The sequence below is a fragment of the Cupriavidus sp. MPR-AND1C genome, assembly GCF_058809705.1.
Genome location: NZ_JBXASU010000092.1, coordinates 1 through 15,494, shown reverse-complemented (window position 1 = coordinate 15,494; position 15,494 = coordinate 1). Strand labels below are relative to the sequence as shown.

Below are 15,494 nucleotides of genomic sequence, written 5' to 3'. Positions count from 1 at the left end.
GCGATCGCGGGCTTTTTCATGGTGCGGCGCAGACGCAAACACCCGCGCGGTTGGCACCCTCACATCCCGCCCGGATCCCGCTCGATTTCTTCCAGCGTGGCGTCCAGCCACTCCACCAGCCGGGCCTCCATCGCCTGCGTCAGTTCCGCCGCCAGTTGCGCGGTCAGCGGGGCCAGGCGCGATTGCAGCGTGGCTTCGGTATGGGCCTCCACCACCTGCGGCCATTCAGTGCGAAACCGCATCATCACGCGGGTCAGCAGCTCGCTGCGCACGGCGCGCAGCTCCTCCGGGCTGGGCGGCGGGCTGGCGTGGTGCGTGGCATGCGAGACCGAGTAGGCGCCAACCTGGGTCGACGGGGTTGGCTGGTGCAGCGCCGGGATCTCGGGCGCGGGAATGCCGTCGCCGGTCTCACGGGGCATGACGACGTGGGTGACCGGGCCGGGCCAGGTCATGTCATGCACGGGCTGGGCATGGCCTGGGCCGCCAGCGCCGGAATCCGACCACGCTACGGCTTGCGTGGCCGCGGTGGGCGCCGCGTCCGGCGCCGTTTGACTAGCGCCGTCGGCGGGCAGGTCGATCACTTCCGTCAGCAGTGGAATGCTGTCGTTGGGCCCGATGCGCGGGATCACGCGCGAGGTGGTGCGTTCGGTCATGCGGCATCCCCCTTGGCTTGCGCGCTCGGTGCGCCTTGGCCAGCCTGGCCGGCCTGGGCGATATCGTGGTGCGCGAGCGGATAGCCGCGCTCGCGGTACAAGCGAAAGCGCTCGCGCCCGGCGGCACGGTCGTCGGCGTCGCTGCCGACCACCTCGATCATGCGCTCGAAGCTGGCGAACTGCGCCGGCGGCTCGGCGCCAAGGTTGATCAGCAACTGATGGTGCGGGGCCTGGTCCAGCGCGGCCGCCAGCACGATCGGCGTCACCGCGGCGTTCGGGCTGTCCACGCCGCAATGCGGCAGGAAATCCAGCGCGGAGAACGTCCACAAGCGCGCATCGAGCTGCGCCAGCTGCTCCGGCGCGCCATGCACCACCAGTTTCTGGCCGGCGCCATACGCCTTGCGGATCAGCCGGCAAGCGTAGCCGAGCTTGTCGGGTACGTTGCTGTGGAAATCGATACGCGTCATGGTTGAAAGCAATCCTGTGAGAATGAAGCTAAACAGGGACGGACCCGCGCAGATGCCGGCGCCGGCCCGTCCCTGCTGTCAGGCATCAAGCCTGACCATCCGGCTTCAGCCAGCGCGGTCCATCAGGAACTGCGCCAGCAGGGGCACCGGGCGGCCGGTGGCACCCTTGGCTGCGCCGCTCTTCCAGGCCGTGCCGGCGATGTCCAGGTGGGCCCAGTCGTACTTCTCGGTATAGCGCGCCAGGAAGCAGGCGGCGGTCACGCTGCCGGCCGGGCGACCACCGATATTGGCCATATCCGCGAAGTTGGACTTGAGCTGGTCCTGGTAGTCATCGTCCAGCGGCATGCGCCAGGCGGTGTCCATGGCCTTGCGGCCGGCTTGCAGCAACTGGTCCGCGAGGCCATCGTTGCGCGCGTACAGGCCGCTGTTGACGTGGCCCAGCGCGATGATGCAGGCGCCGGTCAGGGTTGCCACATCCACCACCGCGGCCGGCTTGAAGCGCTCCACATAGGTCAGCGCGTCGCACAGGACCAGGCGGCCTTCGGCGTCGGTGTTGAGGATCTCGATGGTCTGGCCGGACATGCTGGTGACCACATCGCCAGGCTTGGTGGCGTTGCCCGACGGCATGTTCTCGCAGGTGGGGACCACCGCGATCACGTTCAGCTTGAGGCCCATCTCGGCCACCGCCTGCAGCGTGCCCAGCACCGAGGCGGCGCCGCACATGTCGTACTTCATCTCGTCCATGCCCTCGCCGGGCTTGAGCGAGATGCCGCCGGTATCGAAGGTGATGCCCTTGCCCACCAGCACCACCGGCGCCTGCTTGGCCGAGGCACCGTCGTAGCGCAGCACGATGAACTGGGGCGGCTCCACCGCGCCCTTGGTGACCGCCAGGAAGGCGCCCATCTTGAGGGCCTCGAGCTGCTTGCGGCCCAGCACTTCCACCTTGAGCTTGTGGCGCTTGGCGATGCCGCGCGCGGTATTGGCGAGATAGGTCGGCGTGCAGATATTGGACGGCAGGTTGCCCAGGTCCTTGGTCAGCTCCATGCCGTTGGCGATGGCCGCGCCGCGGACCACGGCCTGGGCGGCCGCCTTGGCATCAGCCGCGTCCACGGTAAGCACCACCTTGCGCAGGCCGGTGAGCTTGTCGGCGCCGTTGCCGTTGCCGTCGCCCTTGGCATTGGCGTTGGCGCGCTTGAGACCCGGATGGCGCTCCAGCAGGCGGTAGCCCGCCTCGCGGATCAGGGTGACGGTGGTGATCAGGCGCCAGCCCAGGTCGCGGGCATTGCCAGCTTGCTGCGGGGCCTGCTGCTGGGCGAGGCACCACAGCACATTGGCGGCGCGCGTGCCGGACAAGGCACGCAGCGCGGTGCGCACCGCCTCGGCGAACGCCTTGTCGCCGAACTCGGCTTCCTTGCCAAAGCCCACCAGCAGGATGCGGGCAGCGCCCACGCCGGCCACTTCGTGCAGCATCAGCTGGGTACCGCGCTTGCCTTCGAAATCGCCCAGCTTGATGAGCCGGGAGACCAAACCCTTGGTTGCCACGTCGAGCGCCTTGGCCACGCCGGCCAGGCTCTGTCCTTCAAACAGGCCCACCACCAGGCAATCGGTCTTGGTTGCCAGGAAACCATTTTGGCCCGCTTTGATCCAATCCAAGGCTTTTGTGCTAAATTCCATCGCGCTTCCTTCCAGGGGCTTGTCCACCACGAAAGCTCCTATTATCCGCGATTTGCCGCCGCCGGTCCGCTATGCTTGCCAGCAAGCCCCCGGCACCGACATCGCCCGCGCCGGCCGGCAGCCCGGAACCGACTCCGCATGATCTTTCAACAAGCCTTGCGTCGCGAGCTCGCATACACCGCCGGCGCGGTGTTTCTGGTCATGCTGACCTTCATGCTGACCTCGCTCGTAATCCGTATTCTCGGCATGGCCGCCAACGGCCAGGCCAGCCCCAATGACGTCCTGATGCTGATCGGCCTGGCCACCATCGGCTACCTGTCGATCCTGCTGTCCGCCACCCTGTTCATCTCCACCCTGATCGTGCTCACGCGCTGGTACAAGGACTCGGAGATGGTGGTGTGGTTCTCGGCCGGCATCTCGCTGCGCGACCTGGTCAAGCCGGTGCTGCAGTTTGCCGCGCCCTTCATCATCATGTCGCTGCTGCTGGGCATGTTCGCCTGGCCGTGGGCCAACCAGCAAAGCGCGCTGTTCCGCGACCGCTTCGAGCAGCGCGGCGTGCTGTCCATGATTGCCGCCGGCCGCTTCATCGAGCCGGCCAAGGGCAATTACGTGCTGTTCATCGAAGGCATCGACGCCGACATGAAGCACGCGCGCAACGTCTTCGTGGCCAACGCCGAGGCCGACAAGATCGGCGTGGCGCTGGCCCACCAGGGCCAGTTCCAGACCATGCCCAACGGCGACCGCATGGTGGTGATGGAAAACGGCCGCCGCTATGCCGGCACGCCCGGCAAGATCGACTACCGCATCGTCGAGTTCGACCAGTACGCGGTCAAGGTGGACAACAAACCACCTGAGTCGGACGCCAACCTGCCGACCAAGAGCCGCGACACCATCGACCTGCTGCGCAACCGCACCAACGAGAACCTGGGCGAATTGCTGTGGCGCCTGTCGCTGCCGCTGCTGGCCTTCAATTTCGTGCTGATCGCCATCCCGCTTGCCTACGTCAACCCGCGCCTGGGCCGCTACACGCCCCTGGTCTTCGCGGTGCTGATCTACCTGACCTACAGTAACGTGATCAATCTCTCGCAGGCCTGGGTGCGCTCCGGCTCCATCCCGTTCTCGTTGGCCTGGTGGCCGTTCCACCTGATCGCCCTGCTGGGCGCGGTGATGCTGTTCCGCTACCGCCAGAACCGCAGCCTGGGTGGCTGGCGCGCGGTCTTCGGCCTGCCCCGCAAGGGCGGCGCCCGGGAGAACCAGGCATGAAGGTATTGCGCGTCTACGAGCGCTATTTCGCGCGGCTGATCTACGGCGTCTTCGCCTTCATCCTGTTTGCGGTGCTGGCGCTGTTTGTGTTCTTCGACATGCTCAGCGAGCTCGAGAGCGTGGCCGGCCGCTACACCTCGCTGGTGGCGTTCTTCCACGTCATCCTGCAGGCGCCCACCCGCATCTATGAGGTGCTGCCGATCGCCGTGCTGATCAGCGCCATCTATGTGTTCTCGCAACTCGCCAGCCAGTCCGAGTACACCATTTTCCGGGTGGCCGGGCTGAATACGCGCCAGGCGCTGTTCTCGCTGTTCAAGCTGGCGATTCCGCTGGCCATCGCCACGTTTATCTTCGGCGAGTTCATCGGCCCGAAGGCCGAGCAGTACGCGCAGAAGGTCAAGCTCGAAGCACTGGGCGCCACGGTTTCGGCGGGCTTTCGCTCCGGCGTGTGGGTCAAGGACCGCGACCGCGATGCCTCCATGGGCCATGAGGTCACGCGCTTCGTCAACGTGGCCGGCCTGCGGCCCGACCAAAGCATCACCGGCGTCACCATTTACGAGTTCGACGACCAATACCGGCTGAGCGTGATCCGCGTGGCCAAGGAAGGCCGCTACGAGGGCGGCCAGTCCTGGCAGCTCACCGGCGTGACCGAGACCCACTTCCTGGAACTGCCCAGGGGCAAGCCCGGCCAGGCGGACGCCCTGGCACCCGCCTTCCGCGGCGAGCAGCAAAGCGTGCCCACCATGGCCATGCGCTCCGAGCTGACGCCGCAGATCCTGTCGGTGCTGCTGGTGGAGCCGGAGCGGATGTCCACGGTGGACCTGTTCCGCTATATCCGCCACCTGCGCGACAACAAGCAGGATACCCAGCGCTACGAGATCGCCTTCTGGAAGAAAGTGATCTACCCGCTGACCCTGTTCGTGATGGTGGCGCTGGCCCTGCCCTTTGCCTACCTGCACGCGCGGGCCGGCGCGGTGGGCGTGAAGGTGTTCGGCGGCATCATGCTGGGGTTGTCCTTCCACTTGTCCAACACCCTGTTCTCGCACGTGGGGCTGCTGCATACCTGGCCGCCCATCGTCTCGGCGCTGATCCCCGGCACGCTGTACCTGCTGGTGGCGCTTGGCGCGTTGCGCTGGGTGGACCGGCATTAAGCAAAGCAGCCAGCCAGCACAAGCATTGAGGCTCGAAGATGAATACCACGCCCCTTCCCCGCCAGGCCATGGTGCTGTTCGGCCATGGCGCGCGCGATGCGCGCTGGCGCGAGCCGTTTGACCGGCTGCACGCCAGGCTGACAGCCGCGCTGCCGGATTGCGCGGTGCGCCTGGCCTTCCTGGAACTGATGACGCCTTCGCTGCCGGATACGCTGGCGGAGCTGGCCGCCGGAGGTGTTACCGACATCAATGTGGTGCCGGTGTTCTTTGGCCAGGGCGGGCATCTGCGGCGGGACCTGCCGGCGCTGCTGGATGATTGCCGGAGCCAGCTTGCGGGGGTGACGATCCGCTGCGCGGCGGCTGTCGGCGAGGATGACAGCGTGCTGGATGCGATTGCGGCTTATTGCGTGGCGACGCTCAGCGGCGCGGAACAGCGCACCTGAGACATCGAACGAAGCCGAAGAACGGGCCAAGGCCGCGCGCCATGACAACGGCTGTCTCTCCCTCTCCCGCAAGCGGGAGAGGGAGCAAACCGGCGCAGCCCGAAAGCACACCAGCACACAAGCGCAAAGAAAAAGCCGGACAACGCTACGTTGTCCGGCTTTTTTACATCGCACCCAGTGCTTCAGGCCGCGCGAGTCTGCGCGTATGCAACGTCGCCATCCGCATCCTGCGGCACCACCTCGCTAGAGCGCGAGGCCAGCGCTTCGCCGATCATCAGCAGGCTGGGATGCACCGGATTGATCCAGGCCGCCGCCTCGCCCGCCGCCATCTGCCGCAGCGTGAACTGGCGGCTGCGCTGGTGCGCGGAGGTCGCGGCCTCGACCACCCAGGCGGGCGTGGAAGCCGGCTTGCCGTGCGCGATCAGCTGCGCGGCGATGGATGCCGCCTGGTCGCGGCCCATGTAATACACCACCGTATCGGCCTTGACATCAGCCTCCACGTCGATCGTGTCAGCCGCCTTGGATTGCGTCGCAAACGCCACGCTGCGCGACACGCCGCGCTTGGTGAGCGGCTTGCGGATAGCAGAAGCGGCCGCCAGCGCGGCGGTGATGCCCGGCACGATCTCGTACTCTATGCCGGCTTCTTCCAGCGCCTGCAGTTCCTCGTCGGCGCGGCCGAACAGCATCGGATCCCCACCCTTCAAGCGCACCACGCGCTCGAACTTGCTGGCCTGGTCCACGATCTGGCGGTTGATGAACAACTGCGCGGTGGAGCGCTGGCCGCAGCGCTTACCCACCTCGATCAGCTGCGCTTGCGGACACCATGCCAGCATCTCGGGCGAGACCAGCGCATCGTGCAGCACCACCTGGGCTTCGCCCAAAAGCCGTGCACCGCGCACCGTAATGAGGTCCGCGGCGCCGGGACCCGCGCCGATCAGATAGACCTTGCCCATGCCATGCTCCTTCGCGCTCACTTGATCGCTTTGTCTATGTACTCGCCTCAAGCGAATGCACGGATCATGCCAGCGGCCACGGTGTGGTTGGTGGCTTCGTCGATCAGCACGAAAGCGCCGGTTGCCGGGTTGTCGCCATAGTTGTCGCAGACGATGGGCTTTTGCAGCGAGATCTGCACCGAGCCGATATCGTTCAGGCCGATTTCGTGGCGGTCGGTCTCGTGCAGCAGGGTATGCACATCCAGCACGCGATCCACCGACGACACCCGCGCGAACACGCTGGCCGTGGTGTGCTTGAGCACATACTTGCGGGCCGGATTGAGCGATTCGTCGTCGAACCAGCACAGGTCGGCGGTCAGCTTCTTGGCCGAAACGCTGTCCGCGGCGGCAGCCACGAACATATCACCGCGTGACACATCCACGTCTTCCGACAAACGCACAGTCACCGTCTCGCCCACGCTGGCCGATTCGGCCACGCCGTTGGGGGTCAGCACTTCGGCCACCAGCGCATCGCGGTTGGCCGGCAGCACGCGCAGCTTCTGGCCCACGCGCACGGTGCCTGCCTCGACCCGGCCGGCATAGCCGCGGAAGTCGTCAGCCTGGGCGCCGTCCTGGCGGATCACCAGCTGCACGGGGAAACGCAGCGCGGCGTCGCCTTCGGGTGCGGGTTCTTCCACCGGCAGGGCTTCGAGCAGCGGCAGCAGCGGCTCGCCCTGGTACCACGGCATGGCCTGGCTGGCGTTGACGATATTGTCGCCACGCAGCGCCGACACCGGCACGTAGCGCACATCCTTCAAACCCAGCTGGCTGGCCAGCTCGGTGTAGGCGGCGCGGATCTGGTTGAAGCGCTCTTCGCTGAATTCGACCAGGTCCATCTTGTTGATGGCCACGATCACGTGTTGCAGCTCCAGCAGCTTCAGGATGGCCGAATGGCGCTTGGTCTGCGCCAGCAGCTCGGCGCGGCCATCGGTCACCGTCACGCGGGTGGCGTCGACCAGCACGATGGCGGCGTGCGCGGTAGAGGCGCCCGTCACCATGTTGCGGGTGTACTGCTCATGCCCCGGCGTGTCCGCGATGATGAACTTGCGGCGCGCGGTGGAGAAGTAGCGGTAAGCCACGTCGATGGTGATGCCCTGCTCGCGCTCGGCTTCCAGGCCATCGGTCAGCAGCGAGAAATCGATCTGCTCGCCGGCGGTACGCTTGTTCTTGGCGTTGGTCAGCGCGGTCAGCTGATCGGACAGCACAGCCTTGCTGTCATACAGCAGGCGGCCAATCAGGGTGCTCTTGCCATCGTCGACCGAACCTGCGGTGATAAAACGCAGCAGGCCTTGGTGTAGTGCTTGGGTGCTCATGTCAGATCCTTTCTTCGCCTTCCCCCGGGGCGCTTACCCCGGCGCAGATGCGGGAGGCAGCGCTAGGCGCGCGGGGGCGACGTGTACATCGGTACACGAGCACCCGCGCAACGACGCGATGTGCCCGCATATGCGTCCGGAGTTAGAAGTAGCCTTCTTTCTTGCGGCGTTCCATGGACGCTTCGCTCGTCTGGTCGTCCATCCGCGTGGCGCCGCGCTCGGTGATCTCCGTCACGGCCGTCTCGGCGATGATCTCGATCGGCGAGGCCGCAACGCTGGCCACCGGGCAGGTGCAGCTGATGTCGCCCACGGTGCGGAAACGCACCGAGATCACTTCGCTGACGTCGCCGTCCTGCTTCGGCGTGATCGGCGTGACCGGCACCAGCAGGCCGTTCTTCTTCACCACTTCGCGCTGGTGCGCGTAGTAGATCGGGGGCAGTTCAAGCTCTTCGCGGGCGATGTACTGCCACACGTCCAGCTCGGTCCAGTTGGAGATCGGGAACACGCGCATCTGCTCGCCGGCCGCCATGCGGGCGTTGTACAGGCTCCACAGTTCCGGGCGCTGGGCCTTCGGGTCCCATTGGCCGAACTCGTCGCGGAAGGAGAAGATGCGTTCCTTGGCACGCGCCTTTTCTTCGTCGCGGCGGGCGCCGCCCATCAGCGCATCGTACTTGTTGGCTTCGATGGTTTCCAGCAGGGTCACGGCTTGCGCGGCATTGCGCGAGTCGGTTTCCTTGCGCAGGCGCACGGTGCCGCGCTTGATGGAATCTTCCACATGGCCCACCACCAGGCGCGCGCCAAGCTCGGCCACGCGCTGGTCACGGAACGTGATCACTTCCGGGTAGTTGTGGCCGGTGTCGATATGCACCAGCGGGAACGGCAACTCGGTCTTGCGGTCGCCCAGGCGGAAGGCCTTGAGCGCCAGGTGCAGCATGACGATCGAGTCCTTGCCGCCCGAGAACAGCAGCGCCGGGTTGCGGCACTCCGCCACCACCTCGCGGATGATGTAGATGGATTCCGCCTCGAGCTTGTCGAGGTGATCGTTTTGCACTTGCAGCAGGTGCGCCACTTCCGGCGCGCCGGTCAGTTCGTTCATGATGCCCATTTCGTCTGGCCTCAATGCTTGATGTTCTGTTCGTGAAGCCCGCACTCTTTCGAGTCCTTGCTCTCCCACCACCACCGCCCGGCGCGTACATCCTCGCCAGCGCGCACGGCACGCGTACAAGGCTCGCAGCCGATGCTGGGGTAACCCTTGGCATGCAGCGCGTTGACCGGCACTTGATGGCGCTTCAGGTAAGCCCACACCTCAGCCTCGCTCCAGTCGGCGAGCGGGTTGAACTTGGGAATGCCGCGTGCCTCGTCCATTTCCTCGAACGGCAGCTCCGAGCGCGTCACCGCCTGCTCGCGGCGCTGGCCGGTCAGCCAGGCATCCGCGTGGGACAGCGCGCGGTTCAGCGGCTCCACCTTGCGGATGCCGCAGCAGCTCTTGCGCAGGTCCACGCTGTCGTAAAACGCGTTCAGGCCATGGTTCTTCAGGTAGTTCTCCACCGCCTCGGGGTCCGGCGTGAAGCGCTCGATATCGTAGCCGTAATGCGCCTTGACCTCATCGAGCACCGCCAGCGTCTCGGCATGCAGGCGCCCGGTTTGCAGCGTGAACACGCGGATGCCGGCGCGCACGGCCTCGGTGCCGCGCAGGATGGCATCGGTCACCACCATGTCTTCGGCCGCCAGGCTGGACGCAAAGCGGGCGCGGAAAAAGCGGCCGGCGATCTCCGCCAGGCGCAGGCCCAGCGCACGCTCCTTGGCCTCCAGGTCCGCCACGCTGCCGGTATACTCCGGCGCGGTCCACAGCGCCGGCGGGCGCAGTGACGAGACGGCAGCCTCGACGATTGCAATCTCGCTCATGCCGTTTCCTTGCCCAGCGCTTCGGCGCGGTTGCGGCGAAACAGCGGCAGCGGCTCATCCACCGATGCCTGGTAAGCCACGGTGAACTCGGTGAAGCCCTTGATGGCGTCATCGATGTTCTTGTCCGCGCGCACCGCGAAGGCGTCAAAGCCGCAGCGCTTCATGAAGTTCAGCTGGTCGCGCAGCACATCGCCAATGGCGCGCAGCTGGCCGGTCCAGTTGTAGCGGGTGCGCAGCAGGTAGGCGGTGGAAAAACCACGGCCATCGCGGAACACGGGGAAATCCACCGCCACCACGGCCACGCTGGCAAACGCGGCCTGCGCGTCGGCCGGCTCGTCTTCCGGCGCCAGCCAGATGCCGGTGATGTCGGCAGCGCGGCCAGCCAGCACGCCGTCCTTGTGCGCCAGCCATGCGGCGAGCGGGAACAGCACAGCGTCCTTGCCTTGCGCGGCGGCGGCGATCTGCTCGTCGGTCAGGGCCGCGCCCTCGGCACCGCGCAGCACCGTCCATGCGTCATCGATGATGACCGGAACCGGGTTGGCGCCTTCGCCGCGTTGCAGTTGAATAATCTTTGCCATGTCGTTATCTCCGGTGCTCAGGCTTCGGCGCGTTCGCGTTGTTTGTCGGCGTAGACGCGTTCCTTGAACGGGGCGATGCCGATACGGCCCAGCACGTCGATGAAGCGTTCGTCGTCATGGCGGTTGGCCACATAGGTGTCGATGATGTGCGACACCACGTCCGGCATTTCCTCAGCCTTGAACGACGGGCCAATCACCTTGCCGATGGCGCTCTTGTTGCCTTGCGCGCCGCCCAGCGTGACCTGGTACCACTCTTCGCCGTCCTTATCCACGCCCAGCACGCCGATGTTGCCAACGTGGTGGTGGCCGCAAGCGTTGATGCAACCCGAGATATTGAGCGAGATCTCGCCCAGGTCGTGCACGTAGTCCAGGTTGTCGAAACGCTCCTGGATGGCCAGCGCGATCGGGATCGACTTGGCATTGGCCAGCGAGCAGAAATCGCCGCCCGGGCAGGCGATGATGTCGGTCAGCAGGCCGATATTGGCGGTAGCCAGGCCGCCCTTCTTGGCCTCTTGCCACAGCGCGTACAGGTCGCGCTTCTTCACGTCCGGCAGCACCAGGTTCTGCTCGTGCGCCACGCGCAGCTCACCGTAGCCGTAGCGGTCGGCCAGATCCGCCACCAGGTCGATCTGCGCATCGGTGGCATCTCCCGGGGGCGATGCCGGGCCGGGCTTGGTCGACAGCGTGATCGCCGCGTAGCCCGGCACCTTGTGCGCATGCACGCTGCGGCTCACCCAGCGGGCAAAAGCCTTGTCTTCCAGCAGGTGCTTTTCATACGAAGCATCGGTGTCCGGCAGCTTGTCGTAGGCCGGGGGCGCGAAGTACTGCGCCACGCGGTCGAACTCGGCCTGCGTGATGGTGGCGGGGCCATCCTTGCTGTGCTGCCATTCTTCCTCGACTTCCTGCGCGAACTTCTCCGCGCCGATGGCCTTCACCAGGATCTTGATGCGCGCCTTGTACTTGTTGTCGCGGCGTCCATAGCGGTTGTACACGCGAATGGCCGATTCCACGTACGACAGCAGGTGCTGCCAGGGCAGGTCTTCCTTGATCACCGAACCCAGGATCGGCGTGCGGCCCAGGCCGCCGCCGGCCAGGATGCGCAGGCGCGTTTCGCCCTGGGCGTTGCGGTAAGCGTAGATGCCGATATCGTGCATCTGCACCACGGCGCGGTCATCGGCCGAAGCGGAGATGGCGATCTTGAACTTGCGCGGCAGGAACGCAAATTCCGGCTGGAACGTGCTCCACTGGCGCAGCAGCTCAGCCAGCACGCGCGGGTCCACGGACTCATCGGGCGCAACGCCGGCGAAGTGGTCGGTGGTGATGTTGCGCACGCAGTTGCCGGAGGTCTGGATGCCGTGCATCTCGACGCTGGCCAGCTCCGCCAGCACGTCGGGCACGCGCTCCAGCTCCATCCAGTTGTACTGGATGTTCTGGCGGGTGGAGAAGTGGCCGTAGCCGCGGTCATACTCGCGCGCGATATGGCCCAGCATGCGCATCTGCTTGCTCGACAGCAGGCCGTACGGAATCGCCACGCGCAGCATGTAGGCATGGCGCTGCATGTACAGGCCGTTTTGCAAGCGCAGCGGCAGGAATTCTTCCTCGGTCAGCTCGTCGGACAGGCGGCGGCGCACCTGGTCACGGAACTGGGCTACGCGCTCGTTGACGATGCGCTGGTCGTATTGGTCGTACTGATACATGGTGTGGGTCCGTTCAGTATTCGTTGAATTCAGGAGACGAGCTTGATGGCGACCAGCGTCAGCGTGGTAGCCAGCGCGGCGCGCACCAGCCGCTCGGGCAACGCCCGCGACAGTTGCGCGCCCAGCCAGATGCCGGGGATCGAGCCCACCAGCAAGGCCAGCAAAAGGGTCCAGTTCACCGTGCCCAGCCACACATGGCCCAGGCCGGCAAGCGCCGTCAACGGGACGGCGTAGGCGATATCGGTGCCCGCCACTTCGGCAGGCTTCATGCGGGGATAGAGCAGCAGGATCAAGGTGGCGCCAACCGCACCGGCGCCGATCGAGGACACCGTCACCAGCACGCCGATCACGGCGCCCACCACGATGGTGGCGATGGTCTGGGTGCGACCTTCGAGCTGGAAACGGGGGTTGCGCGACAGCCAGGCCAGCATCTGCTTGCGGAACAGCAGCGACAATACCGTCAGGATCACCGACACGCCGATGGTCAGGCGGATGGCGTGCAGCCACTGCGCGTTAAGCTCGCCGGCGCTCTTGAGCACCAGGATGGCCACCACCGCGGCCGGCAGGCTGCCGATGCACAGGCGGCGCACCACCTGCCACTGCACATGGCCGTGGGCGCGGTGCGCCAGCGTGCCGAAACCCTTGGTGATGGCGGCGAAAGCCAGGTCCGTGCCAACCGCTGTGGCCGGCGAAAAGCCGAATATCAGGGTCAGCAGCGGCGTCATGAGCGAACCCCCGCCTACCCCGGTCAGACCGACGAGGACGCCTACTAGCAGACCAGAAACGGTATAGGCAAGAGACATTGGGGTTCACCTGGCCGGTAAGCGCCCGTTGCTGCCTAAAAGTGAGGCAAGCACACGGAGGTTCCGACCGTTCATTAACAAAGTTCGAGAATCGTAATAAACTGGCCTCATATCTCAAACTAATAAGAAGTTGTTTGTTTATACGAACACAGTTATATGAACCTGCATCAGTTCCGCTTTGTGCGCGAAGCCGTACGTCAGAACTACAACCTGACCGAAGCCGCTAAAGCGCTCTACACGTCACAACCGGGTGTCTCCAAAGCCATCATCGAGCTGGAAGAAGAGCTCGGCGTGGACATCTTTACCCGCCACGGCAAGCGCATCCGCAGCCTGACGGAGCCCGGCCGCCGCATCCTGGAGTCGGTAGAGAAGATCCTGCAAGAAGTGGAAAGCCTGAAACGCGTAGGCAAGGACTACGCCGCCCAGGACCAGGGCAACTTCACCATCGCCACCACCCACACGCAGGCGCGCTACGCCCTGCCCCGGGTGATCGCGGAGTTTACCAAGCGCTACCCTAAAGTGCGCCTTTCCATACAACAGGGCAATCCCACCCAGATCGCCGACATGGTGCTGCACGACCACGCCGACATCGGGATCGCCACCGAGGGCATCTCGGCCGACAAAAACCTCATCTCCCTGCCCGGCTACCAATGGCAGCACGTGGTCGTCATGCCCCCCGACCACCCCCTGCTGGAAAAGAAGCACCTGGCGCTGGAAGACCTGATGGGTTACCCGCTCATCACTTATGATCCCAACTTCGCCGGCCGCCCCAAGATCGACAAAGCCTTCGAGCTGCGCCACCTCAAGCCCGACATCATCCTGGAAGCCATCGACGCCGACGTCATCAAGACCTATGTGGAAATCGGCCTGGGCATTGGCATCGTCGCCGGCGTGGCCTTTGACGCCGAGCGCGACCGCAACCTGCGCGGCATCCCCGTCGGCCACCTGTTCGGCACCAATGTGACGCACCTGGCTGTGAAGCAAGGCGCCTACCTGCGCAGCTTTGTGTATACCTTTATTGAGTTGTTCTCCCCAACGCTCAACCGCAAGCTGGTAGAACAAGCCATGTCGGGCGACCACGAAGCCTACGAACTCTGACGCACCCCATCCAGCGCGGCTGACCAAATATGGATAGCGATCAGCCGCGCCATGCCAGCCCCGCCACGGCGCCCCGGATGCAACCGGCGCGCGGCAGGGTCGGATCACCTTGAATGGCCAACCCCGGTTGGCCAGACTTATCAGCACAACGCAGCACAACCCATTGGCCGCCCCAGGCAGCCAGAAAGACCCTATGACAGAGCAAGCCACCATCCACTGGACCGAAAACGGCGAAGAACGCAGCGCAAACTGGCAATCCGAAGCCGGCACGCCCCCGCCCAAGCGCGTCGTCATCGCTGACGACACCACCACCGCCGACACCGCCTACCGCCTCGCCTGCGAAGGCACCGCCATGCTCTGGCGCGGCGACTTCCAGAACGCCCGCCAGCTGCTCCAGGCCCTGGCACGCCGCGCCGACAAGCCCAAGAAAGCCGCCAAGGCATCCAAGGTGCCCAAGGCCAAGCCCACCCCCACCGAAGCCTTCCACCTGCACCGCCAGGCCCAGTCCCAGCGCGCCCGCACGCTCTCCATGCTGCTGCTGCCCTTTGACGCCGACCACCTCGTGCCCCTGCGCCGCTCCCCCGACGTGCGCGAAGCCTGCCTCGAAGCCTACGGCCAGGTCGACGCCCCCTACGTGGCATCCATGCGCGAACTCCTCGGCCTGATCGGCGCCCACGAGTGGCGTAAGAAAGGCGTGGAAATCCCCGCCCTGGCCGAACGCATCCACCCCTACTACGGCGTGTTCTCCCCCGTGCGCGGCGAATACATCGACCTGGTCGCCAAGGCCCAGCTACCCGCCGGCGCCCTCAACCTCGCCTTCGACATCGGCACCGGCACCGGCGTGCTGGCCGCCCTGCTGGCCCAGCGCGGCGTCAAGCGCGTGATCGCCACCGACACGGACCCGCGCGCACTCGCCTGCGCCAGCGACAACATCCACCGCCTGAAGGCCTCCGCCCAGGTCGAAGTGGTGGAAGCCGACCTCTTCCCCGAAGGCCGCGCCCCGCTGGTGGTCTGCAACCCGCCGTGGGTACCGGCACGCCCCAACTCGCCGATCGAACGCGCCGTGTATGACCCGGACTGCCAGATGCTGAAGGGCTTTATCGCTGGCCTGGCGGACCACCTGGAGCCCAAGGGCGAAGGCTGGCTGCTGCTGTCGGACCTGGCTGAACACCTGGGCCTGCGCACGCGGGACCAGTTGCTGGGCTGGATCGATGCAGCCGGGCTGAAGGTGCTGGGACGCTTGGAGGTCAAGCCGAACCACCCCAAGGCTGCGGACATGACCGACCCGCTGCACGCCGCGCGCGCCGCAGAGGTGACTTCGTTGTGGCGCTTGGGTATCAAGTAAGCTGCAACTGATAAACCGGGCGACGCTCGTCGCCTTGGTCTGAAGACAACCAGAGCCTCTAACGTTGCGCTCTGTTGTCTCCCCTCTCCCGCCTGCGGGAGAGGGGCGGGGG

15 protein-coding genes are annotated in these 15,494 nt (G+C 65.8%); 5 read left to right on the top strand and 10 right to left on the bottom strand.

The features are described 5' to 3' along the window. Nucleotides 1-59: 59 nt before the first annotated feature. From AC1RWI_RS31585 to AC1RWI_RS31575, 3 genes are all read right to left on the bottom strand, one after another. Nucleotides 60-653 (bottom strand): hypothetical protein, encoded by a 594-nt coding sequence (locus tag AC1RWI_RS31585; RefSeq protein ID WP_492870290.1) that lies wholly within the window; start codon nucleotides 651-653, stop codon nucleotides 60-62. Further along, complete coding sequence (locus tag AC1RWI_RS31580; RefSeq protein ID WP_043348897.1) at nucleotides 650-1,120, bottom strand: DNA polymerase III subunit chi; 471 nt, start codon at nucleotides 1,118-1,120, stop codon at nucleotides 650-652. Before AC1RWI_RS31580 ends, AC1RWI_RS31585 begins: the two co-directional genes overlap by 4 nt. A gap of 105 nt (nucleotides 1,121-1,225) precedes the next feature. Beyond that, entirely contained in the window at nucleotides 1,226-2,794 is a 1,569-nt protein-coding gene (locus AC1RWI_RS31575; RefSeq protein WP_043352232.1) for a leucyl aminopeptidase, read from the bottom strand. Nucleotides 2,795-2,932: 138 nt separating this feature from the next. Between AC1RWI_RS31575 and lptF the strand changes: the two genes are divergently transcribed. The 3 genes from lptF to AC1RWI_RS31560 are packed head-to-tail and all read left to right on the top strand — an operon-like array spanning nucleotide 2,933 to nucleotide 5,651. Next, nucleotides 2,933-4,057, top strand: a complete 1,125-nt coding sequence (gene lptF / locus AC1RWI_RS31570) for an LPS export ABC transporter permease LptF (protein WP_492870289.1) — start codon at nucleotides 2,933-2,935, stop codon at nucleotides 4,055-4,057. After that, nucleotides 4,054-5,208 (top strand): LPS export ABC transporter permease LptG, encoded by a 1,155-nt coding sequence (gene lptG, locus AC1RWI_RS31565; protein WP_043348904.1) that lies wholly within the window; start codon nucleotides 4,054-4,056, stop codon nucleotides 5,206-5,208. Before lptF ends, lptG begins: the two co-directional genes overlap by 4 nt. Nucleotides 5,209-5,246: 38 nt before the next feature. After that, nucleotides 5,247-5,651, top strand: coding sequence for a sirohydrochlorin chelatase (locus AC1RWI_RS31560; RefSeq protein WP_492870287.1), 405 nt, complete (start codon nucleotides 5,247-5,249; stop codon nucleotides 5,649-5,651). A gap of 182 nt (nucleotides 5,652-5,833) precedes the next feature. On the opposite strand, the gene cobA is transcribed toward AC1RWI_RS31560, so the two are convergent. The 7 genes from cobA to AC1RWI_RS31525 all read right to left on the bottom strand — a co-directional run bounded on the left by cobA (nucleotide 5,834) and on the right by AC1RWI_RS31525 (nucleotide 12,939). Then, nucleotides 5,834-6,604, bottom strand: coding sequence for a uroporphyrinogen-III C-methyltransferase (cobA, locus tag AC1RWI_RS31555; protein ID WP_043348910.1), 771 nt, complete (start codon nucleotides 6,602-6,604; stop codon nucleotides 5,834-5,836). 47 nt (nucleotides 6,605-6,651) lie between these two features. Beyond that, nucleotides 6,652-7,956: a sulfate adenylyltransferase subunit 1 gene (locus AC1RWI_RS31550; RefSeq protein ID WP_043348915.1), complete on the bottom strand. Its 1,305-nt coding sequence runs from the start codon at nucleotides 7,954-7,956 to the stop codon at nucleotides 6,652-6,654. Between the two features lie 142 nt (nucleotides 7,957-8,098). Further along, nucleotides 8,099-9,061 carry a sulfate adenylyltransferase subunit CysD gene (cysD, locus tag AC1RWI_RS31545; protein ID WP_441625388.1) on the bottom strand — a complete coding sequence of 321 codons (963 nt, stop codon included), beginning with the start codon at nucleotides 9,059-9,061 and terminating at the stop codon, nucleotides 8,099-8,101. 11 nt (nucleotides 9,062-9,072) lie between these two features. Then, nucleotides 9,073-9,861, bottom strand: coding sequence for a phosphoadenylyl-sulfate reductase (locus tag AC1RWI_RS31540; RefSeq protein WP_043348922.1), 789 nt, complete (start codon nucleotides 9,859-9,861; stop codon nucleotides 9,073-9,075). Next, on the bottom strand, nucleotides 9,858-10,439 hold the full coding sequence (locus AC1RWI_RS31535) for a DUF934 domain-containing protein (RefSeq protein WP_043348925.1): 582 nt from the start codon (nucleotides 10,437-10,439) through the stop codon (nucleotides 9,858-9,860). Before AC1RWI_RS31535 ends, AC1RWI_RS31540 begins: the two co-directional genes overlap by 4 nt. Before the next feature lie 17 nt (nucleotides 10,440-10,456). Beyond that, nucleotides 10,457-12,136 carry a nitrite/sulfite reductase gene (locus AC1RWI_RS31530; RefSeq protein ID WP_043348929.1) on the bottom strand — a complete coding sequence of 560 codons (1,680 nt, stop codon included), beginning with the start codon at nucleotides 12,134-12,136 and terminating at the stop codon, nucleotides 10,457-10,459. 29 nt (nucleotides 12,137-12,165) lie between these two features. Next, entirely contained in the window at nucleotides 12,166-12,939 is a 774-nt protein-coding gene (locus tag AC1RWI_RS31525; protein WP_492870285.1) for a sulfite exporter TauE/SafE family protein, read from the bottom strand. A 156-nt stretch (nucleotides 12,940-13,095) separates the two neighbouring features. Here AC1RWI_RS31525 and AC1RWI_RS31520 point away from each other — a divergent pair, with 156 nt between their 5' ends. Continuing rightward, on the top strand, nucleotides 13,096-14,037 hold the full coding sequence (locus AC1RWI_RS31520) for a CysB family HTH-type transcriptional regulator (protein WP_492870284.1): 942 nt from the start codon (nucleotides 13,096-13,098) through the stop codon (nucleotides 14,035-14,037). A gap of 193 nt (nucleotides 14,038-14,230) precedes the next feature. After that, nucleotides 14,231-15,382 carry a 50S ribosomal protein L11 methyltransferase gene (locus AC1RWI_RS31515; RefSeq protein ID WP_492870283.1) on the top strand — a complete coding sequence of 384 codons (1,152 nt, stop codon included), beginning with the start codon at nucleotides 14,231-14,233 and terminating at the stop codon, nucleotides 15,380-15,382. The last annotated feature ends 112 nt before the right edge of the window (nucleotides 15,383-15,494 follow it).